The following is a 23436-nucleotide window of genomic DNA, read 5'->3' on the forward strand; positions in this document are numbered from 1 at the left end:
AGCGACAGTTGCCTCAAGCTAGGCAATGGGTCAGATGTGAAGGGTTCAGGCCGTGTCGCGCACCATCAACTTAGGTTCAAAGCGGCGGGCACGGGCGGGGCCTCTGTGTCCACCTAAGCGCGACAGGAGCAACTGAGCGGCCTCGTAGCCCATGTTCTCTACAGGCTGGTGCAAGGTGGTCAGCCCGCGTGCGGCGGCCCAAGGCTGATCGTCGAACCCGATGATCCTCACGTCTTGGCCCGGTGTCAGGCCGCGTGCCCGCACCTCGTCCAGCAAGGCTCCGGCCAGCAAATCGGCAGAGGCGAACACGGTGCAGGGAAAGCCTCCCCCGGCTGCCACCTCGTCCAGCAGCGTACAGGCGCTATTGCGGGCAGCCAACGGGTCGAAGGAAGACGTGTGTTCGCTCTTCACTTCCCGCCCTGCCCCGGCCACTGCTTTCAGGAATCCGGCGCGGCGATCCTCGAAGACACGGGTGGTAAACAACTGATCGAGTTCGGTTTCGACCCAAATGGCGTGCAGCGTGCCCGGCAGCGTGGCGGCGTACTCTCCGGCCAATTTGCCGCCCGTCACGTTGTCCATAAAGGCGCAGTCCACGCCCTCGGCATAGGCGTCTACCAGCACAGTGGGTTGCTGCGTTCTCAGGCGGTGCTCGTTAAACATCTGCGTGAGGTTATAGGTGGCCATCACCAAGCCATCGGCCTGATACGCCAGCGTATGTGACCCCAAATAGCGTTCCAGCCGCGAACGATCCAGCAGCGGAAAAATGGCGACGTCGTACCGCGCTTCCTGAAAGGCCGTCTCCAAGCCGTCCAGCAGGCGCACGTAAAACTCGGTGGTCACGACGGGCAGCAGCACACTGATGGTGTAGCTTTTGCCGCCCGCAATGCGCCGGGCATGGGGATTGGGCGTGTAATCGAGGTCCGCAATGGCCTTCAGCACCGTATCGCGGGTCGCGCCGCGCACAGCAGAGTGGTTGTTCAGCACGCGGGACACGGTGCCGACGCCGACACCCGCCTCACGGGCGACATCTTGAATGGTGGGCTTTCGCATAGATATACCGGTCACCATACCGCGCCACATGGAACGGGTTCCATTACGGCTTACTCAGATGGGTGGTTAGTCGTCTAAGCAGGCGGGACAGTCAGCACAGGAGTTGGCCTACCAGATATCCCGCTGACCGCACACAGGGACAATTCAGCCCGGCCTAAGCGTCTAAACTGCCCCTAGTGGCGGTTCAGGGCAATACACTTTCTTGCCGTAGTACACACCTCCCCGGCCCCACTGGAGTCCTTATGTCTTCTGCCCAACCTTCCATTTCGTCACCCAATAGCCAACCTGTGCGGCAGCCTGTGGCGCTCGCCTTGTCTTTGGCCGCTGCTTCCGTCGCTTTCGTGCTGTCGGTGGCGTTGGCGCAAAATACGGCTGCCGCCCAACAGGGCCACATGTCGGGGCACAGCATAGCTGAACCTTTGGCCGTGCCGATCACTGCTCCGGTTGCTGCTCCCTTATCGGTGTCTGCCGCTGCCCTGCCTCTCACAGCCCAAAACGCCACCATCGTAGCCGTGCCCCCCAGCATCACCGAAACCAGCGTGTTTATGACGCTCCGAAATACGAGCAGCAAACCCATCGTTCTGAGCGGCGTGACTTCTGCGGTGGCTGCACAGGGCATGTTGATGATCACCCGCCGCGACGCACAAGGCCGCACTGGCATGTCGGAAACCCGCGCCCTGCCCGTTCCCGCTGGCCGCAGCCTGACCCTCAGCGCCACCGGAGATCACCTGATGCTGACGGGCCTCAAGCGTCCGCTGAAGGCGGGCGAGCGCCTGCCCCTCACGCTCCGCACGTCGGATGGCCGTAGTTTGAAGGTGACGGCGGTGGTACGTAAGCCGTGAGAGTGTGTTCGGGACGCGGAGAGTGGGAGAGGCGAGTTTAGCCGATTCATCTCCGCTCCCGACAGTTCGGGGAACCCAACCCCGTATGCAATTCAGATCAAGCCAGTCGAATTAAGTCCCGTCTCAACATAAGGCTCACCCATGACCGATCATCCCGCCAACCCTACCGAAGCCGTCACCCTGCACCCTTCTGGCGGGCGGCCTTGGTATGTGTCGGCTATTTTGGCCGTGTGCGCCATTACGTTGGTGCTAGGCGGCGCATGGGTGTTTGCACGGATTCGCAGCCCGTTTCCGTTTTATGGCACAGCTTACGACGTGCCCAAGCAGGCCGCCGCCTTTAAGGGTACCGATCAGGATGGCCGCCCGTTCGCCTTCACTCCGGCAACCGACAAGAAGGTCACGGCGCTGTTTTTCGGCTTTACGCACTGCCCTAACATTTGCCCGCTTTCGTTGGCTTACCTCGACAAAGTGCGCCTGAGTCTCACGCCCGCCGAGCAAGCCCGCTTTCAGGTGGTCTTGGTCAGCGTAGACCCGGCCCGCGATACACCCGAACGCCTGCGCGAGTACGTCACGTTTTTTGGCAAGGCGCAGGGTATTTGGATGGCTGAATCTGCCCTGAGCCGAGTGGCGCGGGACTACGGGGCCAGCTACCAGAAGGCGGATATAAAAAGTGCCACCGAATACCAGATCAACCACACCACCGCCACCTACCTGATTGACGCAGAAGGCCGCCTGCGCGTGCTGTGGGACTACACGCAGTTGCCGCAAGTGGAGCGCGTGACCGCCGACGTGCGTTACGTGCTGGGCAGCGCGGCGCAAGCTGGACAGCAACCGTGAGCGCCCCGATTGTCCCTGTTTCGGAAGTGGCCGCCAACCTGAATCCCACACTGGCCGACCTGCTGGCCCTGCGCCCCGATCCGCTGATGCTGGTGCCCGCGCTGATCGTGGCGGCGCTGTATTTTTGGCGGTATGCACAGGCGCGGCGTACCCCAGAAGGCCGGGGGCGTTGGCCTGTGTGGAAGCCTCTTTTGTTTGGCCTCGGCATTGTGCTGTTGCTGCTGACCACCCAAAGCCGCGCCGCTGGCCTGACTTCGGGGAGCATGGCGCTGTACATGGGCCGCCTGATGGTGCTGGCCGAAGTGGTGCCGCCCCTGCTGATGCTGGGCATTCCCCGCAACGTGAACCTTGACCCGCGCAGAGGCCTAGGCCGCGTGCTGGGCGTGCTGCTCGACCCTTGGGTGGCGCTGGGCGTCTGGTCTGCCGTCATCATCTTTTGGAATATTCCCGCCGGATTCAACGCCTCGGTGGTCACCAACACGGCGGCGGCGCTGCTGCCTGCGCTGTACCTGCTGAGTAGCCTGATGGTCTGGGCAGTCGTATTGCGGCCCCTGCCTGCCGTGCAGCCTGCCACTATCGGCTCTCGCGGTTGGTTCGGACTGCTGGCCGCTCTGCCGATGATGACGGTGGGCATGGTCTGGCTGTATTCGCCCGCCGTGCTGTACACGCCCTATGTCAACGCTCTATGCCTCTGGAACCTGACCCCGCTGGACAACCAGCAATTCAGCGGCTGGATCATGATGCTGGCCGGCTTGCCCGCGCTAGCGTTGGCCTTCATCCAGTTGTTCGCGTGGCTGATCGCGTTGGCCGATGGGGGAACTCAGCGGGAGTAGGGACGACTTAAAAAACTCTAGAGTCAGTCTGTCCCCAAAGGGATGCGGCGTATGACAACCGGGGAGAACAGAGGGAGCAACAGAACGGAAGCGGCAACACCCGGACTGAACTTCCGGGCGTTGCGAAAAAGGAGGTGACATCCTTATGCGTAAACAACGTAAGGGTACACCAAAACGCGCCCAAAGACCACTGAAGCCCAGTGAAGTTGCTGTGATTTTCACGGCAATTGGCACTGTGTTGACGGGTCTGGCGGCGATCCTGCAAGCCCTGAAGTAATCGCCCTCTCGTTCCCCCGTCGTGCGCCGTTTTTTCAAAGTTTTCAGCCCACCTGTTCGGTACAAGTGGGCTGTTCTTATTTCGTTTCTGACTGCCTAAGTTACTAACCCCACTTCCCGCGCAGCTTTATAGCTCCCCGTATCCAGCAAGTCGCGCAGCACGCGCACGGTTTCTTCTACTTCGGCCTCGGTGGTATAGAGGGCCACTGGTGCGAGGCGCAAAATATCGGGTTGGCGGAAATCGGGGATGATGCCGCGCTCACGCAGAGCCACGCTGAGGGCGAGGGCGTCCGGGTGGGCCAGCGCCACATGGCCGCCGCGCACGGCATGATCGCGGGGCGTGACCATCTTCAGTTCGGGCAGATGCGCGTCTGCAAGGGCGATCATGTGGTCGGTCAGGGCGAGGCTGCGGGTGCGGATGTCTTCCATTTCCACCGTGGCGAAGACTTCCAGCGCCCCTTCTAGTCCCGCCAGCGCCAGCACAGGCGGCGTGCCCAATTGGTAGCCGCCCGCGCCCGCTGCTGGCCGGAAGTTGTGGGCCATCTCGAACTGACTGGTTTTATCGTGGCCCCACCAACCGCGCAGGGCGGGCATACGGTGATGATGCCGCTCGTGCAGGAACAGCCCGCCGGGTGCGCCGGGGCCAGCGTTCACGTACTTGTAATGGCACCACACCGCAAAATCCGCGCCGCTGCCGTGCAAGTCGTGTGGCACGCTGCCCACCGAATGCGCCGCGTCCCAGCCGATCAGAATGCCGCGTGCCTGAGCCTCGGCGGTCAGACCCGGAATATCCAGCAGTTGGCCGCTGCGGTACAACACGGTGGGCAGCAACACGACAGCCACGTCGTCGGTCAGGGTCGCCAGAATGTCTTCGGTGGTCAGCGTTTGCCCATCGCGGCTGGGAATCAGTCTCAGGTCTGCGCCGTGCATGTCGGCCCAACTCTGCATGGCGTACACGTCCGAGGGGAAATCCAGCGACGTGGCTACCAGATGCCGCCGTGTGTCACCGGGGTGCGGGTGGTACAGGGTGGCCATCAGCGAGTGCAGATTAGAGGTGATGCTGCCCGTCGCCATGACCTCGTGCGGCAGTGCGCCCACCAGCCGCGCCACTCCCGGCGACAGGCTTTCGGCCAGCCCAAACCACTTGTCCCAGCCGTGTACCGCGTCGTGCTGCCAGTCGTCCAGACGCCGCAGCACCGCTTCCCGCGCCGCGTGTGGCATGACGCCGAGGCTGTTGCCATCCATGTAGATGCCGGGGGGCATCGCAAAAAGGTCGCGTCTCATAGTGGCTCTATTTGAACAGATTTGAAGTGAACAGGTGGAATGTTGTCTCTGGTTTCAACGCGGCTCGCCTGCCCCCTCATTCGCCCAATCCACTGAGCGCCGCAACCTCTAGTTCTGTCGGCTCCAACGCGGCCAGCGTTCCGGCAGGCAGCAACACGGCGCGGGTAGGTGCTCCGTCTATGCCGATGTAGTTCCCGGCGGCGTCGGAGCCACTCGCCAGCGACATCGGCAGGCACATCAAGTCATATTCACCGTCCTGCACGCTGCTCAGGTTCAGGCCTTCCAGAATCAGAATGCCTGCGGCAAAGCAGGCGGCGTGGGCGTCCAGCGTTTTGCTGGTCAGGGGGTCTACGCTGGGGCTGTCGGTGCCGATGAGTTGCACGCCACGCCGCCCGAGTTCCGTGATCAGGTCGGGGTGCAGGGCCGTAAAATCTTCGGGAAAGGTGTCCCAGTGGGCGGGTTGCCCGGTATGCAGCAGCACGCGGGGCGGCAGTTGGTCGGGCAATCCTGCCAGCGCGTCTACGCCCACCCGTGCAGGCTCGCCGCTGCCTTGCACCCGAATCACGCGGCATCGGCCCACATAGCGGCTCAGTGGCACGGCGTCCAGCTTTTCGGCGGCGTCGGCGTAGTGCCAAGGCGCGTCTACATGGGTTCCGGTGTGGGTACTCAGGCCCAGTTCGCCCGTGTTCACGCTGTCACCCGCCGCCATACGTCCGCGGGGGTGCAGCACGAATTCGGGATCGCCGGGCCAACTCGGATGGCCGGGGGTGAGGGCGCGGGAGATGTCTTGCAGGGCGGCGGGTGCAGTTGACATGCTCCTACCATAAACCGCTGGGGCGGGAGCGTGGGCTTTAACCCTTGGTGTGCATGGAAGAGGTGACGATTTCGGGTGAACCCCCCCGTTGCTAACGCAACGCCCCCCCTCGAGGGGAGGACTAAAAGCTGTTGCGCTCCCCTTAAGGGGGGCTGGCTGCGAAGCAGACTGGGGGGTTCACCTTCCAAGTCCGGTTCCAAGCCAGCACCGAACAGATTTGCACCGGGTTCAGAGAGCCGGAGTTGCAGCAGCAGATTCAAGGCAAGCGGAGTGTGTGCCAGTAAGCATTCTTGTTTGCCACCCTAACAAAATTGACCCGCTGCCTGTCCCGCTTTTAGCCCGACTTGTGAGGTTTTTCCTACGCTGCTTGCACGCCTCTCCCGCCTTGGTCAAGAATGCGCGTATGAGACGGCTTTGCTTTACTCCAGCCCACTTGGGCCACTGCTGACCTCATGAGACTTCGCACATTGGGGACGTTGGCAGTAGAAGGCGCGGGCCTGAAGCGTGAAAAGGTGCTGCTGTTGCTGGCGTACCTATGCCTAGAGGGGCCGCAGCCGCGCCGCCGTTTGGCCGATGTGTTTTGGCCCGACGCCGCCAACCCCATGAACAGCCTCGCGCAACATCTGGTGCATCTGCGCGGGTTACCGGGGGCGCTGCACGAAGAAGGCAGTCGCGTGGAAGCTGCCCTAGCCTGCGACGCGGCCCAGATGCGGGCGGCGGCCAGAAGTGGGCTGTTGGAGGAAGCGGTTTCGCTGTATGGCGGGCCGTTCCTAGACAGCCTGACGATTCCGCTGGGGGCCGATTTAGAGGAATGGGTATATGAAACGCGGGAAGCTTTGGCGCTGGAGATGCGGGCGGCGCTACTGACGCTGGGTGGGCAAACAGCGGCGCGGGGCAACACCGAGGGAGCCGGAACGTTGGCCGCCCACGCCCTGATGCTCCCCGGTGCGCCCCCGCCCGACGAAAGCGAACTGCCGCGCCTGTACCACCTACTGAACCTGAGCGCCCACCCGCTGGCCGCACAAGTGGAGCGCGACGCCCGCACGCTGGGTGTGCCGCTGGACAGTCCGAGTGCCCGCATCGTGGCCGCTGCGCCGTTCGTGGGCCGCGCCGCCGAACTGGGGCAACTGGCCGCCCTGCCGCCCGGAAGCTTCGCATGGGTCAGCGGCCCCGGTGGAATGGGCAAAACTGCGCTGCTGGACGCCCTGAACCGGGCCGGGGGCTGGCAGATGTTGACGGGGAGTCCTGAGCCTTACGCCACACTCTCGCCCCTGCTGCCGCGTCCGGTCAGGAGTGTGGGAGAAGCACTGAGCGCCTTCAAGACGGCCCGCCTAAAAGTCGCCATTGACGACTGGGACAGTGTGGACGACGCCAGCCGAGAGGTGCTGACCCTCGCTGCCCGGCAAGCCGTTTCTGCGGAACCGGGCGGAGCCGTGATCGTGGTCACGTCGCGCCGCCACCCCCCGTTTGAAGTCCGGACTCACCTGACGTTGGGATTGCTGGAGCCTGAAGACGTGCAGCAGCACGGCCTGCACGCCCTGACCGATGGGCACCCGACGCTGGTGGGCGCGGCCCTGCGTGGGCAACCGCTGGAACTGGGGCAGGGGGCCAAAGTGCGTGCCCTACCGCCCGAACTGCGCGACACCTTTTTGCTGCTGGCCCTGCAAGATGACCCCGATTTGCGGGCCACCCGCGCCGCCCTGAACTTGCACGCCGACGCTTTTGCCCGCATCCTGTCGGCGCTGACCGTACAAGGACTGACGGGCGAAACGGGCCGGGTGTACGCGGCGGCGGCCATTCGGCATTCCTTGTCGGCCATTTACGTGCAGTCTCAGTTGCTGCACCTGCGTTTGGCCCGCGCCCTGCCGCCCGAGGCCGCTTGGCCGCACTACGCCGCCGCCCGCGACCTGTGGGAAGGGGCTGACGACACGCGCATTGCCGCCTTGGCTGCGACCCGCGCCGACGCCCTGATTCGGCGGGGCCACCCCGGAGAAGCCCGCGCCCTGCTGGACAGCCTTCCAGCTTGGCCCGAATTGGCCGTGCCGCACGCTTGGGCGCTGCTGGGTGCAGGCCAATACGCCGAGGCGCTGCGGCGGTTGGACGCCCTGACGCCGCCGCACGCCGACACTCCCGCTGTGCTGGCGGCCCGCGCCACGGCACTGGTTCGTATGGGCCGCCACGCCGAAGCTGGCGCGTTGGCAGGCCGGGTCACGGGAACGGGCGCAGAGGGCGCACAGGCCGCGAGTGTGCTGGCCCACGCCGCCCGCATCCGCGAAAGCTGGGACGAGGCCCGCCGCTACAGCCGCATTGCCGCCGACCTGTGGCAACTGAACGGCGACGAGGAACAACACCTGAGTGAACTGGGCTTCGTGGCACTGGCCCGCGTGCGCCTCGGTGCGGCCCCCGCCGAAGCCTTTGAAGCCTTGCTCGAACGTGCCAAAGGCCTACCAAGTGTGCGCGGCACGATGCTGGTGAATTACGGCTTTCTGCTCGTCGAGAACCAGAATTGGGGACTGGCCCAAATCACCCTCCATCAGGCCGCCGAGCAACTTAAGCAGGCCGGAGACTCTATCGGCGCAGCGCAGGCCATGATCAATCTGGGGCTGTGCTTTCATCTGCAATTCAAGCTGATGGAGGCGTTGGGACTGTACAAGGACGCTGTGTACCTATTAAGGGGAACGGGCAGCATCCGCAATCTGGGTCTAGCCCTAAGTAACCTCAGCGAGATCGAGGGCGATCTCAGCGAGTTTGAGGACGTCATGGAGATGCTGGAGCGGGCCGGACAGCATGAACTCGTGGCCTCTATTCGCCGCAACGCTCAGGTGGTGTCGCGCCTTCCCCCCAGTTCGTTGCAGTCGTAGCAGCATTGTTCGGTAGCGCCGCCGCCCTCCGGTCACGCCCTGATCACGGGCGAGGGTTCATATTCCTTACAGCTTCACACTGCATTCAGGAGGTTCGGCCATGAATCCTGCTCACCTGCTTCACCGCCAGCTACGAATCAGCACGGCTCAGACTTGCACGGCAGCCCTGCCTGCCCCAGTTTTATCTGTGCCATACGCTTTACTGCTGGTTCTGTTGTCCCTGCTGATCTGCAGCGCAGCCAACGCACAAAACACTGTTGCCACGATTCCCAGCATCGGCACGGTTTTTCCTAGCATGGCGGCCCCCGGCGAGCGCGTGTGGATTCCGGGGCCGACCCGCCTCACGGTGCGCGACACCCTGTGGATCGGCGGGCGGCCTACGGCGCTGCTGCGCGATGCGGTGTCGGGCTGGCTGGCCTTTGATGTGCCAAAAGACGCGGCGGGCGGCCCACAAGGTCTAGGTGTGAATGCCCCAGCGCAGCAGGGCAGCCCTGTCTTGAACGTCTTGCCTCCAGAATCGGCGGCGGGCGACGTGGTGATCTACGTGAATCCAGCGGCAGCGGCAGAGATTCGCAGCACCTTCAGCGAGCGCGTGAAACGGTTTGGGGCGGCCTGCCAGCGCGGTTGCCCCACCGAACTGACCGATACGCTTGGGCGCTTGTCGGCGCTGACCCTGCCCGCTTTGCAGCCGTTGGGCACAGCGCCTGTGGGAACGGTACGCTCGCCTGCCGTGGCGCTGACTCCTGTGCGAATCACTCCGAGTGCGGCCAATGTGCCAAGTGCGCCCGCTGTGACACCTACGCCCGCCCTCAACATTCAAAGCCTCAGACTGCCCAACCTGACCCTGCCGCCCCTCAGCAGCGCCGCAGTTGTCGCTGCCCGCCGAAACAGCAACTTTTGCAGTTGGCTGGGTACAGCTCTGCCTACGTCCGGCCTTCCTACCGGGCGCGTCTTGGCGTTGCTGGGCGCACTGTTCGGAGATGACCTGCAAGTCGATCCTTCCGGTGGATTTCACCCTGCCCAAGCCACTCCTCCGTTCCCAAACGAAAAACCCGGCACTGTGCTGGAAAAACTGATCGGCACCGGAAAAGGCACAGGCAAAGGCGTCACTATTCACGTGCTGGACACGGCCAGCAGCGCGGGCAACAGCGTCTCTGACCCGTTCGTGATGGGCGAGCCGATCAACTATTACAACCAGATTTATACCGGTTTAGCAGGACACGGCAGCATGGTGGGTCAAATTGCTGGAACAGTAGCCCCCGGCGCAGCGTTGCAGTATCAGGCCGTGTGCGACGGCGCGGGCAACTGTTCCACTCTGAGGACTGTGCAGGCCTTATGCGCGGTGGCTGCGGCGGCGCAGCAGGGTGGGCGGCATGTCATCAATTTCAGCTTGGGTGGCCCCGTGCCGCTGGTGGGATTGCGGCTGGCCCTTCAAGAAGTAGCCTCCCTAGGCGTTCCCACCGCCGCCTCGTATGGCAATACCGACGACTGCGCTGGCCTGATCCCCGGTGACCGTTGCTGGCACTATCCCGCCGACTGGCACGCCGAATTCTCGGTGATGGGCCTGCCCAGCCTGATCGCGCAGCGCCGCCGTCCGACTCTGCTGCTCAGCGTGGCGGGCTGGGACATCGGTACTCAGGAAATGGCGACCTACAACCGAGCCATGCGCCTGAAAGGAGTGACCGCGCCGCCGCCCAGCGTGCAGGCTCCGGGCGAATTCTGGTTTGGGGGGCGGCCCTATTTCGGTACATCTTTTGCCGCTCCGGTGGTGGCGGGCGGGCTGGCGCTGTGGGCCCAGTGCAACCCCGGCGTGCCCTTTTTGCCGCTGGTACTGACGCCGGGTACGGCTCCCCTGAACTTGGCTGCTCTGGGCGGCTGCCCGTAAACAGGTTGTTCATGGCGCATCAAGTCCGGTTAAGAGCCGTGTATGTTGACTTCTCAGCCCAGCGGACTGGCAAAGCTGCGAAGCAGAGCAAGACGGGAAAAACGTCTCCCGATTTAAAGCGCATACCTCTTGACTTTGAATTTCAAGACGGATCAGGCCTCATGGCTGAGCAATCTGGCCTACTTTACCCTCTTGCCTGCCGCACCGTGTGCTGGGGCGGTATGGTGTAGGCAACGTGGAACCTGCCCCGCCCCCGCTCCCCCCACCTCCCGATCTGCTGTCTGCGGAACTGCTGGCACAGCTCGTGGCAGGCGAGGAAGCCGCGTGGCACGCCTTTGTGACCGAATACGAGGGCCGCATGTACGGCTACTTGTACCGCTTGGAAGGCAACAGCGAAGACGCCCTCGACCTCACACAAGAAGTGTTTTACCGGGCGTGGCGCTCTATTCGTACCTTCCGCCCCGGCGAGCGCGTGTTGCCTTGGCTGTATCAGGTGGCCCGCAACACCCAGATCGAATCTCACCGCCGCCGCCAATTGCAACGCTTTAGCCTAGAAGAAGCCCGCGAGGACGTGGGGTTTGAAGTGACCAGCGCGGCCCGCAGCCCCACTCAAGCCGCCGAAAGCGCACAGGCCCAAGACCGGGTACAGCGTGCCCTGCTGAAACTGCCCGAAGAGTACCGGGAAGCCGTTGTCCTGCGCTTTGTAGAAGACCTGCCCTACGACGAAATAGCCCGCATTCAGGGCGTAGCGGTGGGTACAGCCAAAAGCCGCGTGTTCCGGGCCAAAGAGCAGTTGGCCGCGCTTCTGGCCGACGTTGCCGATGTGCATTGAGTTGGGTCAGGGGAACAAGTCAGGCAGCCCTATCTGCGCTTAGAGCAAGCGACTTTTCTGGACGACGTTGTAGGACGGTTCGCTAAAACTTGTTGTGGTGAAGCCTTGAACGGCTGATCCAGATTGCGGTTGAATCCCAACACAGCGGGCCTTAGTCGGGGCAGAGCTATGAGCAAAGAGGGCGGGCAAGGCGTGAGGGACAGACATCCGGTGGGGCCGCCCTCTCAACGTTTCTGAGTTCAGCACCCCCCCAATGCGCCCGCGCTTCCCCCAGCGGGCCGCGTACACTCCTTCACGCCGTCTTAAGATTCGCGCCCTTAAGCTGAATGGGTGAGCGCTGGAACAAAGAGAAACTGGAAACAGAATGCAGGGCGGGCGTTGTTGCTGGTGGGCCTGAGTACCGTGTCTTCGGCGGATTTGGGTCAGGGGCTGTCGGCGTTGGCGCAGGGTGTCCAGCGCTCTGTGAGCTACAGCGTGCGCCTGAGCGCAAATGGCGAGGGCCGCGCCCCTCTAGACGTGACCATGTCGGCCACCGTACCGGACGGCTACCGCGTGGCGTGGGATTTTGGCGATGGGCAGCAGGGCGCAGGCGCAGACGTGCAGCACACCTATTACCGGGCCGGAAGCTACAGCATCAATACACAGATTTTGGATAGTCAAGGCCGAGTGGTGACGACGGCGGCAGGCCAGATAGATGTGCAGAGCAGCGGCGCAGAGCGGGCCGAAGTGACGCTCCTGCTGGGCGCAGGAGAAGTGCGGGTGAGTGCGGCGGGCAGTGTGGCTTATGCCCCCGGCACGCCCCAGTTTCAGGTGGATGGCCGCGAAGTCGGGCCAAAAGCAGTGGCGCTGGCGGCTGGGCCACACCGCGTCACTGTCCGGATGGCAGGCAGCGCGGGCCTGCTGGAGCGCAGCCTCAGCTTTACGATGGCCCCACTGGGCGGCAGCGTTCCCTACGACGCCGAGGTCTTGCGCCTGACCAACCGCGCCCGGCAACGGGGCTGGAACTGCGCCACGAAGAAGGAAGGTGGCCCGGCCTTGCCTCCGTTGGCCCGCAACAGCCAACTCGATTTGGCAGCCACCGCGCAGTCGGCGGGCATGGCCCTCGCTGGATATTTCGACCACCAAAGCGCCCTTGACGGCAGCACCCCATTTCGCCGCGTGCAGGCCACCGGCATGAAACCCCGCAGCAGCGCCGAAAATATAGCTGCTGGGCAAACTTCGCCCGAGGAAGTCGTAGACGGCTGGCTACACAGTCCCGGCCACTGCCACAACATCATGGGAGAGTTTAGTTTCATCGGCCTAAGCTACGTGACCCGCCCCGGCACCAAATACAAGACCTACTGGACGCAGGTGTTTGCGCGGCTCTAATTCGAAACTAAATTCCTTGCATTTGGCGGATACACCGCTGAACTGCCCCCTCACCCCGCTGTTTCACAGCGCCCCTCTCCCACAGGTGGAGAGGGCAACAACATAGGTTCGGAACGTCCCTCACACGCTCTGTTCGGACAGCAGCGGCGTACCGAACCGCACCCGCACCAGTGTTCCCGCGCCGTCTTCTGGAGTGTGCAGGGTCACGTCGCCGCCGTGAGCGCGGGCGTAGCGGCGCACCAGCGACAGCCCCAGCCCATGCCCTTCTATCAGTCCGCTGGGGCCACGCTCGTAGGGCAAAAACAGCTGTTCTCGCAGCTCTGGGGCAATACCGGGGCCAAAATCCCGGACGTCTATTTCTGGCTGGCCGTCCTGCTCGCTGAGGGTCAGGTTGACCGGGCCACTGGTGTATTTCAAGGCATTTTCCACCAGATTTTCGATGACTTGCCGCGCACGGTTGATGTCCACCGGCCAGATCAGCGGCGCGTCTGGCACGGCGGCAGTGACTCGGCCCCCCGTTTCGGCGGCGCGCAGAACCAAGGGGCGAAGGTCAGTTCGCATCAACTTGAGAGTCACGTCCAAATAGAGGTCGTTCAGGCGGGTCAGGTCGGCGCGGCTGGCCAACTGGGTGGCGCTGTCTTCGATCAGGGTCAGCAGATGTTGACGTTGCTCCGGCGTTTCGGCGTGCCGCAGCAGATCGCTGGCGAGCATCAAGCTTTGCAGCGGGCGGCGCAGTTCGTGGCTGGCCAAACTCAGGGCTTCGCGCTGGCGGGCTTCGCGCTGGCTGCGGCGTTCGCGCTCGGTGCGCCACAGCCACAGCGCCCGCACCGTCAGCAGCATACTCAGCAAGCCCGTAATAATGGCCGTGAGAATCAGGGCATACCGCATCTCCGAAATGGCTTTGAAGTACTCGCCGCCTGTTTCTTGCCCAAAATTATTGGCCTGCGAATTCAGCAAAATAGCTTCTGCTCCGGCAGCGGCCACCGACTCTGCCGTGTCTTGCAGCAACAAGCGGTTTACGGTTGCCAGCCTCGCGTCGCCGTAGCTTTCGACCCTCGCCAGAGAAGTGAATTGGCCGGGATTCCGGGAGCTGGAGCGGGCATGGTCACGAAGCTCGGGCAACTCTTCAGCGGGCTGCGCCGGATCGAGCAAGCCCACCTGATAACGCAAAATGTCTTGCACCAACGCCTGATAGGCGTAAGGCGACCAGCCATTGTCGTTTTCCAGCAGCTTGGTGTAGGCGGGCCGCGTGACCAGCGTCAGCAGCAGCACGGTCAGCAGGGCAGGCAGGGCCGCCAACAGCACTTCCCGCGCTGTGACCACTGTCCGGGGCTTGCGTCCCGCCTGTTCTGGCCGGGCGACACTTTTTTTGCTTTGCTCTGGAGCGGCGGGCCGGGCGCGGCTCATGGGGCGGGCGAGATTTTAACGGCGTACCAGACCCAGTAACGTGAATACAGCCGGGCCGGAAGCTGTGTGGCGTTGCTGGGAATCACGATGGTGAGCGGCCCCTTTTCCAGCACTGGGATGGTTTTTCCGCCTGCCGTATGCGCCAGCATCATCGGGGTGTTCAGGTAGTCGCTGGCCCGAATGATAGTCATAAAACCGTTGCTGGCATACACACGCAGGTCTTTGCCCGCAAAGCCGCCCAACCGCGCCAGATCGCGTAGCGGCACGCCCTCGTAGGTAAAGGTGCGGTGCAGTTGGGGCTGCTCGGTGGTGTAACGCATGGTGGGCAGCGCCAGCAATTGCGCCCGCGTAAGCTTAAATCTACCGCCCGGACTTTCCAGCGTCAGCATGACTCGCTCGCCGGGCTTGGCGGCTGGCAACATAGATCTACCGGGGCGCAGATACTGAAAAGGGCCGGAATTGCTGCTCGGCAGCGCCGGAATAGACGCCGCCTGACGCGAGGCAGGCAAAGCGGGAACAGTCTGGGCAGTGGAAAGGGCCGCCGCCCCAGCGCCGAACAATCCCGCTGCCATCAGCAGGGTACAGGCTGCCCGGTGCGGGTTCCAGCCTAAACTCCAACGCAGATTCCAGCCCAGAGGCCTGCTCGGAAGGCTGCGCGAACGACCCACCACGACAGGGGCCGTGTGGGAATGGCCGGGTTCATGGCGGGTCACTTGAGCAGTCTAGAGTATTGCTTGCCCCGAAACGTCGGCTCGGTTACGCCTGTGTGACTAGCTGTTCAGAAAAAGAAATATTGGTTTGCACCTGACGCCCGTATGAGAGGAGCGTCATGGTTGCCGCGCCGCGCAGGTCAGGCCTCAGTCACGCGGAGCCGCCAAGATAGACCCATGAAGAACAAGTTGACCCTCACCGCCGGAGCAACCCTGACCGCACTGCTTGCTGCCGCGACGCTCGGCAACGTTCAGGCTGCGCCCCAGCTCAGTGCCCAAAGCATCATCGTGAACCCTGTGCCCACCACTGTGAATGTGCGCGTCTGGACAGACCGCGACGCCAGTGGTACCCAAAGCCCCAACTACTACCCCGGCGAAAATATCCGCTTGTACACCAGCGTGTCTCAAGATTCGTATGTGTACCTGTTTAATATCGACCCGCAGGGCCAAGTCGATCTGATTTTGCCCAACGGCTATGCGGGCGGCGCAAACTTTTTGAAGGCCAACACGGTCAAAGTGTTTCCCAGCAACGGCGACGCGTTTACCTTTACAATTGCCGCACCCTACGGCCTGAACAAAGTGTTGGCGGTAGCCAGCAAAACGGCCCTGAACATCGACCAGATCGCCAAAGTGCGGGCAGGCCAGAACAGCTTCGCGCCCGTGAGTCCTGCGGCGCAGGGGCCAGAGCGCTTGGCGCAGGCGCTGAGCATCGTCGTGAACCCCGTGCCCCAGAACACTTGGGATTCGGCCACCGCGTTCTACAACGTGGCTCAGGGCAATGTCGCTCCTGTTCGTCCGGTTCCGGTTCAGCCAGCTCCTGTACGCCCGGTTCCCGTGCAACCCGCTCCGATTCAGCCCGGCTACAGCGTGGGCGTGACGCGCAGCAGCTTTAGCAGCAACCGCAGCTTGGGCGACGTGAACAACGAGTACGTGAACCGCCTCCGCAACGAAGGCTTCGTCTTGGTCAGCAGCCGCCAGACCGGAAACCACATCCGCAGCGAGTTCAAGGGCAGCCGGGGAAGCGCCAGCCTCGAAGTGAAGCAGCGTGGCAACCGCTTTGACGTGACGATTACGCGCCGCTAAACCTTCTTCAATTCAGTCCGCCGCTTTCCTGCATACAGGGGCGGCGGTTTTTTGTGTTCTGGGTAAGAGGGGCGTCTAAGAGTCGAGGGTCTAAGAAAAGCTCGTGAACTTGACAAGAGCGCAGAGTCCACGATTCTAGGCAAACCCCCCAGTCTGCTCCGCAGCCAGCCCCCCTCAAGGGGAACGCAACAGCAGTTGTCCTCCCCTCTAAGGGGGGGCGTTGCGAAGCAACGGGGGGGTTCACCCGCCAACGCTCGAAGGTGTTACCCACACAGGCAAGAATCAAGAAAAGCGCACAAGCACAGCGGGCAGCCCCACCGATTGCCCTTGACCTGCCCTTAGACCCTTTGACTCTTGACCCTTAGACCACCCAAGCATCCACATCGCCCCTCATACCCAAACGGGCGTTAGGCAGGTCTGGTAGGCTAGACGCCTCAAGCTTTCAAACAAATCGCAGCACTCCCAAAGGCAGCTCAAGTAAGGCAGATCGGGTGATGGAATGACGGTTCACACAGACAAGTTGACGAATGGAGCGGCATGCAGCATTGGCCCAAGCTCCAGCACGCGCCTGATGAACCAGCGCCGCGCTCCCTGACTCGGCCCCGGAGTCTGCCTGTCTGCTGCTTGCCTCTCCCCTTTCAGGAGTTTCTATGACCGATCTCGCTTCTGCACCGCTTCCCGCTGTTCCCGATCCTGCAACCGACTTTCCCCGGCACGCGCCCGCCACCGACATTCCTTTTCAGTTGCTTGCGCCAGACGGCACCGCGCCCAACCCGGACGCCTTGCCCGATCCCCAGACCCGCCTGAGCCTGTACCAGCATATGCGCCGAATCCGTCACTTTGACGAGCGCGGCTGGGTGCTGTACCGCACCGGACGGCTGGGGGTCTTTCCGCCGTTTAAGGGCATGGAAGGCAGTCAGGTGGGCACGGCAGCGGCCCTCACTGCCGACGATTGGCTGTTTCCGACTTACCGCGATACGGGCGCGGCCCTGACGCTGGGCCTGCCGATTGCTCGCACGCTGGCCTACTGGCGCACCAGCCCGCACGGCTGGCACATGCCCGAGCACCTCAAGGTCTTGCCCTTTTACATCCCGATTGCCACCCAGTACCCGCACGCGGTGGGCGCGGCATTGGCCGAGCAGCGCAAGGGCACCAAGAATGTGGCGATGGCCTATATCGGAGACGGGGGCAGCAGCGAGGGCGACTTTCACGAGGCGCTGAACTTTGCGGGCGCACTGAACGCACCGTGCATCTTTATTTTGCAGAACAACGGCTGGGCCATCAGTGTGCCCACCCGCACCCAGACCCGCGCCGTGAACTTGGCCCGCCGCGCCGATGGGTACGGCATTCCCGGCGTGCGCGTAGACGGCAACGATGTACTGGCGACCTATCAGGTCACGGCAGAAGCAGTGGCCCGCGCCCGCGCCGGACAGGGGCCGACCCTGATCGAAACCGTGACCTACCGCATTGCCGCGCACACGGTGGCCGACGACCCCAGCCGCTACCGCACCGACGCCGATACCGCTGGCTGGGCCGAAAAAGACCCGATCACGCGCCTACGCCTTCATCTGCTGGCCGAAGGAATCTTGACCGAAGAGAGCGACACCGCCCTGCTGAAGGAGATTGCCGAAGAATTTGAAGCCGCGCTGAACGAGGCCGACACCTACCCGGACCCCGAACCTGCCGAAATTCTGGATCATGTGTTTGCCGAGCCGACGCCGCAATTGGTGGCGCAGCGGGCCGAGATTCTGCGTGAGGTAGGGGAATGAGGCGGGAGCGTAGAGGGTGGATCGTGGATCGTAGAAACAGCGTTCAGAACGTCCAATCTTTTGCCCTTCAGCCCACGATCTACCTCCCACGATCCACCTTCCAAACAGAGGTTCCCGCATGACCGCTACCCAAACCCCTCCCACTGCCTCCACCACCCGCACGATGGTTGCCGCCATCAACGACGCCCTCGCCATTGCGCTGGAGCGCGACCCCACCACCTACTTGTTTGGCGAAGACGTGGGCGTGATGGGCGGCGTGTTCCGGGCCTCGGATGGGTTGCAGGCGCGGTTCGGCACTGACCGAGTGTTCGATACCCCGCTGGCGGAAGCGAGCATCGTGGGCATGGGCATCGGCATGGGGCTGGCGGGGCTGCGGCCTATTGCCGAGATTCAGTTTGCAGGCTTCATGTACCCGGCGCTCGATCAAATCTTGTCGCATTTGGGCCGTTACCGCCACCGCACCCGCAGCCGCTACAGCCTGCCGATGGTCATTCGTGCGCCTTACGGCGGCGGCGTACATACACCGGAGCAGCACGCCGACAGCCCCGAAGCGATTTTGGCGCATGTACCGGGCGTGAAGGTGGTCATTCCCAGCACGCCCACCGACGCCAAAGGCCTGCTGCTGGCCGCCATAGAAGACCCCGATCCGGTGTTTTTCTTGGAAGCTATCAAGCTGTACCGTAGCAACAAAGAGAGCGTACTAGACGGCCATTACACCATTCCGCTGGGCAAAGCGCGGGTGGTGACGGAAGGCGACGACGTAACGGTCATCACTTACGGCGGCATGGTGGAAGTGAGTGTGAAAGCCGCCGAAGCCGCCCGCGCTCACGGCATCGGCGTAGAAGTAATAGACCTGAGAACGCTGGTGCCGATGGACTTGGAAACGGTGCTGAACTCGGTGGCAAAGACGGGCCGCGCCGTCGTCGTGACTGAAGCACCCCGCACGGGCGGCTTCCACTCCGAAATCAGCGCCAACATTGCCGAACACGCCATAGACAGCCTCCGCGCCCCGATCCTGCGCGTGACCGGATATGACGCACCTTACCCGCCGTTTACCGCCATTGAGGACGTGTACCGCCCGAACGCGGTGCGGGTGGCGCGGGCCATTCGGACGGTGATGGGGTACTGACGCTGCGTGTAACCCCCCCAGTCTGCTTCGCAGCCAGCCCCCCTCAAGGGGAGCGCAAAAGCTCTTAGTCCTCCCCTCTGAGGGGGGGCGTTGCACCTGCAACGGGGGGTTCACATTCCAAGCCACACTACGATTCCGCGAAAACCCCCCAGTCTGCTTCGCAGCCAGCCCCCCTTAAGGGGAGCGCAAAAGCTGTTTAGTCCTCCCCTCTAAGGGGGGGCGTTGCGCCAGCAACGGGGGGGTTCACCTTCCAACCCCACTCCCCCATTCCCCACAATCCCGTCCCCCCAGACCTGAAACGATAGAGAGCATGAGCCTCCGCTCTCTGTCTTTCGGCTTGTTTCTCGCGTGCTGCGGCTTCGCTGGGGCAGCGTCTTCACTCCCGCCGTTTGCCAACGTGTCAGGCGTGCGGCACGAATATCAGCGCCTCAACAACTGCGGCCCAGTCACGGTAGGCATGGCCCTGAGCCGCTGGGGCGGCACGCTAACGCAGTATCAGATTGCGCCGGTGCTGAAGCCCAATGGCGGAGACGTGAACGTGACCCCGCCCGAGTTAGCCGCGTTTGCCCGCAAACAGGGCATGCAAACGCACTTGGCGACCAATGGCAGCCGCGCCATGCTGAAGCGCCTGCTGGCCGCCGGATTTCCAGTCATCGTCGAAACGTGGTTTGTGACTTCAGACAGCGGCGGCATGGGCCATTACCGCATCCTCAACGGCTACGACGACGCCAAACAAAAATTCACGGCGCTGGATTCCTACTTGGGCAAACTGAGTTTTACCTATGCCCAACTGGATGAACTGTGGCGGGCCTTCGGGCGCACGTACTTGGTAGTCTCGCCGCCGGAGCGTGAGGAAGAACTGCGTGGGCTGCTGGGGTTCCGGGCCGATCCCGTGCTGGCAAAACGAGAAGCCTTGCGGGTGGCGGTGGCCGAAGCGAACCGCAAAAACGACGCGATTGCGTGGTTGAACTTGGGCAATGCACGGCTGGCCTTGGGCGATTCTCGCGGCGCGGTGCGCGCCTACGATCAGGCTTTTGCCAGCCGCCCCGACGCCGCGCTAGACCCCACCCGGCCTGCCCGCACGGTGGGCGGCTTGCCTTGGCGCACGCTCTGGTATTCCTTCGGGCCGCTGGAAGCCTACACCCGCACAGGCCGCACCGCCGATGTGCTGCGCCTGACAAGTGCCGTGCTACAAGACGCCCCCGCCCATGAGGAAGCCCTGTACTGGCGGGGCCGAGCGTTGGCCGCGCAGGGTCAGAGCGCCAAGGCGAAGGCCGCCTACCGCGAGGCGTTGAGGGTGCGTCCTTCGTTCGCAGCGGCGCGGGTAGCGTTGGCGGGATTGAACACGGGAACGTAGATCGTGGTTTGGCTCTTTCCACGTTCTACGATCACAAAGAATGCCGCCCCACTTCTACAGTTGGGGCGGCATCTCTTGCTTTAAACCTACTTCTTAGGCGCGTCTATCGTTTTGGCGACTTTTGCAGGACGCATCGGCGTTTTCTGCACGGTGGTACCAATGCTGGCCGTTTCTTTCTCCACTTGCTTATTGATCAGGATTTGCTGCCCAATACCGATTAGGGTGCTGAAGATAATGTAGATCGTCACGCCTGCGGGGAAGGTGAGGGCGAAATACAGGAAGATCAGGTAGATGAAGGCCTGCTGGCGGAACATTGCTGGGTTCTTGCGGGTCATCACGTACAACTGGCCGATGTTCACGATCAGGTAGATCAGGGCCAAGATGTACAGCGGATCGGGAATGGCAAGATCGGGCAACCACAAGAAGCCGCTATCGAACTCGAAGTTACGAATGGTAGACCACAGCGCGATCAGCACCGGGAACGGCACGAAGGTGCTGAAGCAGCCCGCCGGATTGAAGTTGTAATCGCGGTAGACCTGCTGCATTTCGGCCTGCATCGCCCGCTGCGAGTCGGCGTCTTTGCGGTCTTTGTACTTGTCCTGCACTTCCTTGATCTTGGGCTGCATAACCTGCATCCGGGCGGTGGTGCGGCCCTGAGCCTGCATCAACGGCCACATCACGAGGCGCAGCAGTACGGTCAGGAGTACCAGCACGAGGCCCCAGTTGCCGATCACCTTGTACATGGCTTCCATCAGCTTCACGATATACAGGCTGATTTGGCCGAAGATATTGGGCTTGAACAGTCCGGGCAACACGCTGTAGCCGCTCTGGTACAGATGGATCAGTTCGTTTTTGCCGCCGTACACTTCTAGGGTGCTGGTAGCAGGCAGGGCCACGCTGATCAGGCCTTGCGAGCCGCCCGTGAGCGTGGCGCTGACCGACGAACCACTCGGCGGGCGCACGATCAGGGCGTGGGCGATCTGGCTGGGCTTTTCCTGAAGGGCGGCGTACTGAATGTTTTTGACGGTAATCGTGCCGCTGCCCTGAACGCTGGCCGCCTCTCCACCCACTGGGACGGCCCGCACCTGAGGATTGTCGGCCTTGCCCAGTCCGGGGAACAACATATTCACGCTATCGGGGCCGCCCGTTACAGCGGTTTTAATGTCAATTTTAAAATTGCGGGGGCGCAACGTCACCGTTTTGGTTACGGTTGCGCCGCCCTGCGTGTAGCGGAACACGGCGTCCTGACGGTTTTGCGCCAAATCCTGCGTCAGTCGGGGCACGGTGGTTTCGGCAGCCGTCGCCGGATCAAGGGGGCCACCTTTGAGGGCAAACGCACGGCGATCTGGGGGAAAAGCTGCCGCGCCAGCGCCCTGCACAGCGGGCTGCCCCACCATGTTCACCAGACCCTTCTGGGTTTTCAGGGTGCTGAAGTCGTAGCCGTTAGCACCTTTTTTGATGTAAGGCGTACCTGCATTTTGCTTGATGTACCAGCCAATGACTTCGCCGCGTGCGTTGAACACCACGTCTTGCAGGTTGCTGGTGGCAATGAATTCATCGCCGGGAACGCCGTCAAAGTCGGCCTTGATCCATTCGGGCGTAATGGCCTTGCCGAAGGTGGGAAGCGGGCCAGTCTGACCGCATCCAGTCAGGAGCAGCAAACCGAGGGCGGTCAGGGGAAGCAGATGTTTTGGTTTCATGGTTTGGGTTTTCCAGCGGTGGGATGGGCCGGGTCAGCCGTAGGAGCGCGGGCCGCCGAGCCGAGATAGGCCGGGAATGAACTTGGCACCGGATCGAAGCCGCCCGGCACTAACGGATTGCAGCGCATGACCCGCCACGCGGCCAGCCACCCGCCCCGCACGGCCCCGAAGCGTTCAATCGCCTCTAGAGCGTACTGCGAACAAGTCGGTACAAAACGGCAAGTGGGCACGGGTTTCAGCGGCGAGAGCTTGCGCTGATAGCCGCGCACCACGCGCACCATGCCCCGCGCCACCAGCCCCGGAGAAGGGGCGGGCGGCGTCGGGGGCAGGACGGATGTGGTCGGAATCTGCTTCATGCAGAAGGTTCGCCCTGAGTCACAACTTGGGTCACAGGGACAGATACGGGCTGAGAGCGGCCAGAGTTCCCGCCCCCCTTGCCGCCCGCGCCCTTTTTCACGCGGCCCGGTGCTTTGGCTAAGGCCCGAATCAGGGCCGACTGCAACGCCGGAAACGGCACGGTCAGCACACCCGGATTGGGGAGCAAAATAGCCCGGCAAGGCGGAAGGCCGCCCTCTAAGGTTCGCAGCGCCTCGCGCACCCGGCGGCGGGCACGGTTGCGGTCTACAGCGCGTTTTAGGGTTTTTTTGGAAATGACAACACCGATGATGGCGCGAGGTTGCCATGTTTCGCCGTAACGCGGGCGATAGTCGGTGAGGCGCAACGTAAACAGCGGATCGCGCACCGCCACACCCTGCTGACGCACCTTGCGAAATTCGCGGTCACCACGCAAAGAGTCCAGCGCCACCGGGCGGCGGGGCCGCTCCTGCATGGCGCTGGACTGATCGGGCGTGACGATAGACGCTTCCTGTAGGGGGAGGCGCTTACTCGTCGGCGACGGTGAGTTGCTGACGGCCCTTCGCACGGCGGCGTGCGAGGATGTTGCGGCCAGCTTTGGTCTTCATGCGGGCGCGGAAGCCGTGGGTTTTGGCCCGTTTGCGGACGTTGGGTTGGTAGGTACGCTTCATGTGCTCTCTCCTTCGTTCGCGGCGGACGGGAGGATTCACGCCCCCGCACCGCTGCTGGCTGTCCCGCTGGTTTCCGGCTGCCTAGTCCGAGGTTGCCCTCTTGGTAGGTTGCCTTGTTCCTGCGGCCCTGCCTAGGCCTGTTCGGCCCGCGATCTTGCGCCCCCTCTAGAGGGCAAACTCTGGGAGTGTAGCACGGGGGGTGGGCGGCGCAAAAGGGGGAAGGTCTAAGGGTCTAAAGGTCTAGGGTCTATTGATCTCGGCTGAAGTTTACGACGGAAGGTAGCTATGAAGCAGCTGTGTTGGCAGCCGGATATATCGAACGCGCTGCCAACCGACCCGAAGGCGTGCCTTCAATGCCTTCAAGGTTCGCGCAC

At 62.9% G+C, this 23436-nt stretch carries 20 protein-coding genes; 11 read left to right on the forward strand and 9 right to left on the reverse strand.

The genetic code is table 11. The annotated features are described in order from the left end of the window. Positions 1-45: 45 nt before the first annotated feature. The gene (locus E7T06_RS17310; protein ID WP_136367012.1) at positions 46-1050 is read right to left on the reverse strand and encodes a LacI family DNA-binding transcriptional regulator; all 1005 of its coding nucleotides are present in this window, start codon (positions 1048-1050) and stop codon (positions 46-48) included. Between the two features lie 242 nt (positions 1051-1292). Between E7T06_RS17310 and E7T06_RS17315 the strand changes: the two genes are divergently transcribed. From E7T06_RS17315 to E7T06_RS17325, 3 genes are all read left to right on the forward strand, one after another. Next, positions 1293-1892 (forward strand): copper chaperone PCu(A)C, encoded by a 600-nt coding sequence (locus E7T06_RS17315; protein WP_240741141.1) that lies wholly within the window; start codon positions 1293-1295, stop codon positions 1890-1892. Between the two features lie 141 nt (positions 1893-2033). Continuing rightward, entirely contained in the window at positions 2034-2729 is a 696-nt protein-coding gene (locus tag E7T06_RS17320) for an SCO family protein (RefSeq protein WP_136367013.1), read from the forward strand. After that, positions 2726-3562 carry a cytochrome c oxidase assembly protein gene (locus tag E7T06_RS17325; protein ID WP_136367014.1) on the forward strand — a complete coding sequence of 279 codons (837 nt, stop codon included), beginning with the start codon at positions 2726-2728 and terminating at the stop codon, positions 3560-3562. The genes E7T06_RS17320 and E7T06_RS17325 overlap by 4 nt, the downstream gene beginning before the upstream one ends. A 372-nt stretch (positions 3563-3934) precedes the next feature. Here E7T06_RS17325 and kynU read toward each other — a convergent pair whose 3' ends face one another. Then, positions 3935-5122, reverse strand: coding sequence for a kynureninase (gene kynU, locus E7T06_RS17330; protein WP_136367015.1), 1188 nt, complete (start codon positions 5120-5122; stop codon positions 3935-3937). Positions 5123-5198: 76 nt separating this feature from the next. Continuing rightward, the gene (locus E7T06_RS17335; protein WP_136367016.1) at positions 5199-5936 is read right to left on the reverse strand and encodes a cyclase family protein; all 738 of its coding nucleotides are present in this window, start codon (positions 5934-5936) and stop codon (positions 5199-5201) included. A gap of 452 nt (positions 5937-6388) precedes the next feature. On the opposite strand from E7T06_RS17335, the gene E7T06_RS17340 reads away from it, so the two are divergent. The 4 genes from E7T06_RS17340 (at position 6389) to E7T06_RS17355 (ending at position 12882) form a co-directional block, all read left to right on the forward strand. Beyond that, positions 6389-8797: a tetratricopeptide repeat protein gene (locus E7T06_RS17340; protein WP_136367017.1), complete on the forward strand. Its 2409-nt coding sequence runs from the start codon at positions 6389-6391 to the stop codon at positions 8795-8797. A 100-nt stretch (positions 8798-8897) separates the two neighbouring features. Further along, positions 8898-10682 (forward strand): S8 family serine peptidase, encoded by a 1785-nt coding sequence (locus E7T06_RS17345; RefSeq protein WP_136367018.1) that lies wholly within the window; start codon positions 8898-8900, stop codon positions 10680-10682. 235 nt (positions 10683-10917) lie between these two features. After that, complete coding sequence (locus E7T06_RS17350) at positions 10918-11514, forward strand: RNA polymerase sigma factor (protein ID WP_136367019.1); 597 nt, start codon at positions 10918-10920, stop codon at positions 11512-11514. A gap of 330 nt (positions 11515-11844) precedes the next feature. After that, positions 11845-12882, forward strand: coding sequence for a CAP domain-containing protein (locus tag E7T06_RS17355; protein WP_136367020.1), 1038 nt, complete (start codon positions 11845-11847; stop codon positions 12880-12882). A 120-nt stretch (positions 12883-13002) separates the two neighbouring features. Here the strand turns inward: E7T06_RS17355 and E7T06_RS17360 are convergent, their stop codons facing one another. Further along, on the reverse strand, positions 13003-14289 hold the full coding sequence (locus E7T06_RS17360) for a HAMP domain-containing sensor histidine kinase (RefSeq protein ID WP_136367021.1): 1287 nt from the start codon (positions 14287-14289) through the stop codon (positions 13003-13005). Continuing rightward, the gene (locus E7T06_RS17365; RefSeq protein WP_240741142.1) at positions 14286-15002 is read right to left on the reverse strand and encodes a hypothetical protein; all 717 of its coding nucleotides are present in this window, start codon (positions 15000-15002) and stop codon (positions 14286-14288) included. The genes E7T06_RS17360 and E7T06_RS17365 overlap by 4 nt, the downstream gene beginning before the upstream one ends. A 174-nt stretch (positions 15003-15176) precedes the next feature. On the opposite strand from E7T06_RS17365, the gene E7T06_RS17370 reads away from it, so the two are divergent. From E7T06_RS17370 to E7T06_RS17385, 4 genes are all read left to right on the forward strand, one after another. Next, complete coding sequence (locus E7T06_RS17370) at positions 15177-16082, forward strand: DUF4384 domain-containing protein (protein ID WP_136367022.1); 906 nt, start codon at positions 15177-15179, stop codon at positions 16080-16082. 650 nt (positions 16083-16732) lie between these two features. Continuing rightward, positions 16733-17851 (forward strand): pyruvate dehydrogenase (acetyl-transferring) E1 component subunit alpha, encoded by a 1119-nt coding sequence (gene pdhA, locus E7T06_RS17375; RefSeq protein ID WP_240741143.1) that lies wholly within the window; start codon positions 16733-16735, stop codon positions 17849-17851. A 118-nt stretch (positions 17852-17969) separates the two neighbouring features. Beyond that, positions 17970-18980, forward strand: coding sequence for an alpha-ketoacid dehydrogenase subunit beta (locus tag E7T06_RS17380; RefSeq protein WP_136367023.1), 1011 nt, complete (start codon positions 17970-17972; stop codon positions 18978-18980). A 310-nt stretch (positions 18981-19290) separates the two neighbouring features. Beyond that, on the forward strand, positions 19291-20337 hold the full coding sequence (locus tag E7T06_RS17385; protein ID WP_240741144.1) for a C39 family peptidase: 1047 nt from the start codon (positions 19291-19293) through the stop codon (positions 20335-20337). Positions 20338-20423: 86 nt separating this feature from the next. On the opposite strand, the gene yidC is transcribed toward E7T06_RS17385, so the two are convergent. The 4 genes from yidC to rpmH all read right to left on the reverse strand — a co-directional run bounded on the left by yidC (position 20424) and on the right by rpmH (position 23062). Next, on the reverse strand, positions 20424-22037 hold the full coding sequence (gene yidC / locus E7T06_RS17390; RefSeq protein WP_136367024.1) for a membrane protein insertase YidC: 1614 nt from the start codon (positions 22035-22037) through the stop codon (positions 20424-20426). After that, the gene (gene yidD / locus E7T06_RS17395; protein ID WP_205750972.1) at positions 22034-22318 is read right to left on the reverse strand and encodes a membrane protein insertion efficiency factor YidD; all 285 of its coding nucleotides are present in this window, start codon (positions 22316-22318) and stop codon (positions 22034-22036) included. The genes yidC and yidD overlap by 4 nt, the downstream gene beginning before the upstream one ends. A gap of 71 nt (positions 22319-22389) precedes the next feature. Beyond that, a complete protein-coding gene (rnpA, locus tag E7T06_RS17400) occupies positions 22390-22827 on the reverse strand; it encodes a ribonuclease P protein component (RefSeq protein ID WP_136367034.1) in 438 nt (145 codons plus the stop codon). A gap of 91 nt (positions 22828-22918) precedes the next feature. Beyond that, a complete protein-coding gene (gene rpmH / locus E7T06_RS17405) occupies positions 22919-23062 on the reverse strand; it encodes a 50S ribosomal protein L34 (RefSeq protein ID WP_019010814.1) in 144 nt (47 codons plus the stop codon). Positions 23063-23436 lie beyond the last annotated feature (374 nt).

Source organism: Deinococcus sp. Arct2-2 (assembly GCF_004801315.1).
Taxonomy (GTDB): Bacteria; Deinococcota; Deinococci; order Deinococcales; family Deinococcaceae; genus Deinococcus.

What these genes read in the sequence shown, in the direction of transcription:
- E7T06_RS17320 (WP_136367013.1), top strand. Translation starts at nt 2,034, where the DNA reads ATGACCGATCATCCCGCCAACCCTACCGAAGCCGTCACCCTGCACCCT.
- E7T06_RS17335 (WP_136367016.1), bottom strand. Translation starts at nt 5,936, where the DNA reads ATGTCAACTGCACCCGCCGCCCTGCAAGACATCTCCCGCGCCCTCACC.
- E7T06_RS17385 (WP_240741144.1), top strand. Translation starts at nt 19,291, where the DNA reads ATGAGCCTCCGCTCTCTGTCTTTCGGCTTGTTTCTCGCGTGCTGCGGC.
- E7T06_RS17360 (WP_136367021.1), bottom strand. Translation starts at nt 14,289, where the DNA reads ATGAGCCGCGCCCGGCCCGCCGCTCCAGAGCAAAGCAAAAAAAGTGTC.
- yidC (WP_136367024.1), bottom strand. Translation starts at nt 22,037, where the DNA reads ATGAAACCAAAACATCTGCTTCCCCTGACCGCCCTCGGTTTGCTGCTC.
- E7T06_RS17315 (WP_240741141.1), top strand. Translation starts at nt 1,293, where the DNA reads ATGTCTTCTGCCCAACCTTCCATTTCGTCACCCAATAGCCAACCTGTG.
- E7T06_RS17345 (WP_136367018.1), top strand. Translation starts at nt 8,898, where the DNA reads ATGAATCCTGCTCACCTGCTTCACCGCCAGCTACGAATCAGCACGGCT.
- E7T06_RS17370 (WP_136367022.1), top strand. Translation starts at nt 15,177, where the DNA reads ATGAAGAACAAGTTGACCCTCACCGCCGGAGCAACCCTGACCGCACTG.
- E7T06_RS17310 (WP_136367012.1), bottom strand. Translation starts at nt 1,050, where the DNA reads ATGCGAAAGCCCACCATTCAAGATGTCGCCCGTGAGGCGGGTGTCGGC.
- kynU (WP_136367015.1), bottom strand. Translation starts at nt 5,122, where the DNA reads ATGAGACGCGACCTTTTTGCGATGCCCCCCGGCATCTACATGGATGGC.
- yidD (WP_205750972.1), bottom strand. Translation starts at nt 22,318, where the DNA reads ATGGTGCGCGTGGTGCGCGGCTATCAGCGCAAGCTCTCGCCGCTGAAA.
- pdhA (WP_240741143.1), top strand. Translation starts at nt 16,733, where the DNA reads ATGACCGATCTCGCTTCTGCACCGCTTCCCGCTGTTCCCGATCCTGCA.
- rpmH (WP_019010814.1), bottom strand. Translation starts at nt 23,062, where the DNA reads ATGAAGCGTACCTACCAACCCAACGTCCGCAAACGGGCCAAAACCCAC.
- E7T06_RS17380 (WP_136367023.1), top strand. Translation starts at nt 17,970, where the DNA reads ATGACCGCTACCCAAACCCCTCCCACTGCCTCCACCACCCGCACGATG.
- E7T06_RS17340 (WP_136367017.1), top strand. Translation starts at nt 6,389, where the DNA reads ATGAGACTTCGCACATTGGGGACGTTGGCAGTAGAAGGCGCGGGCCTG.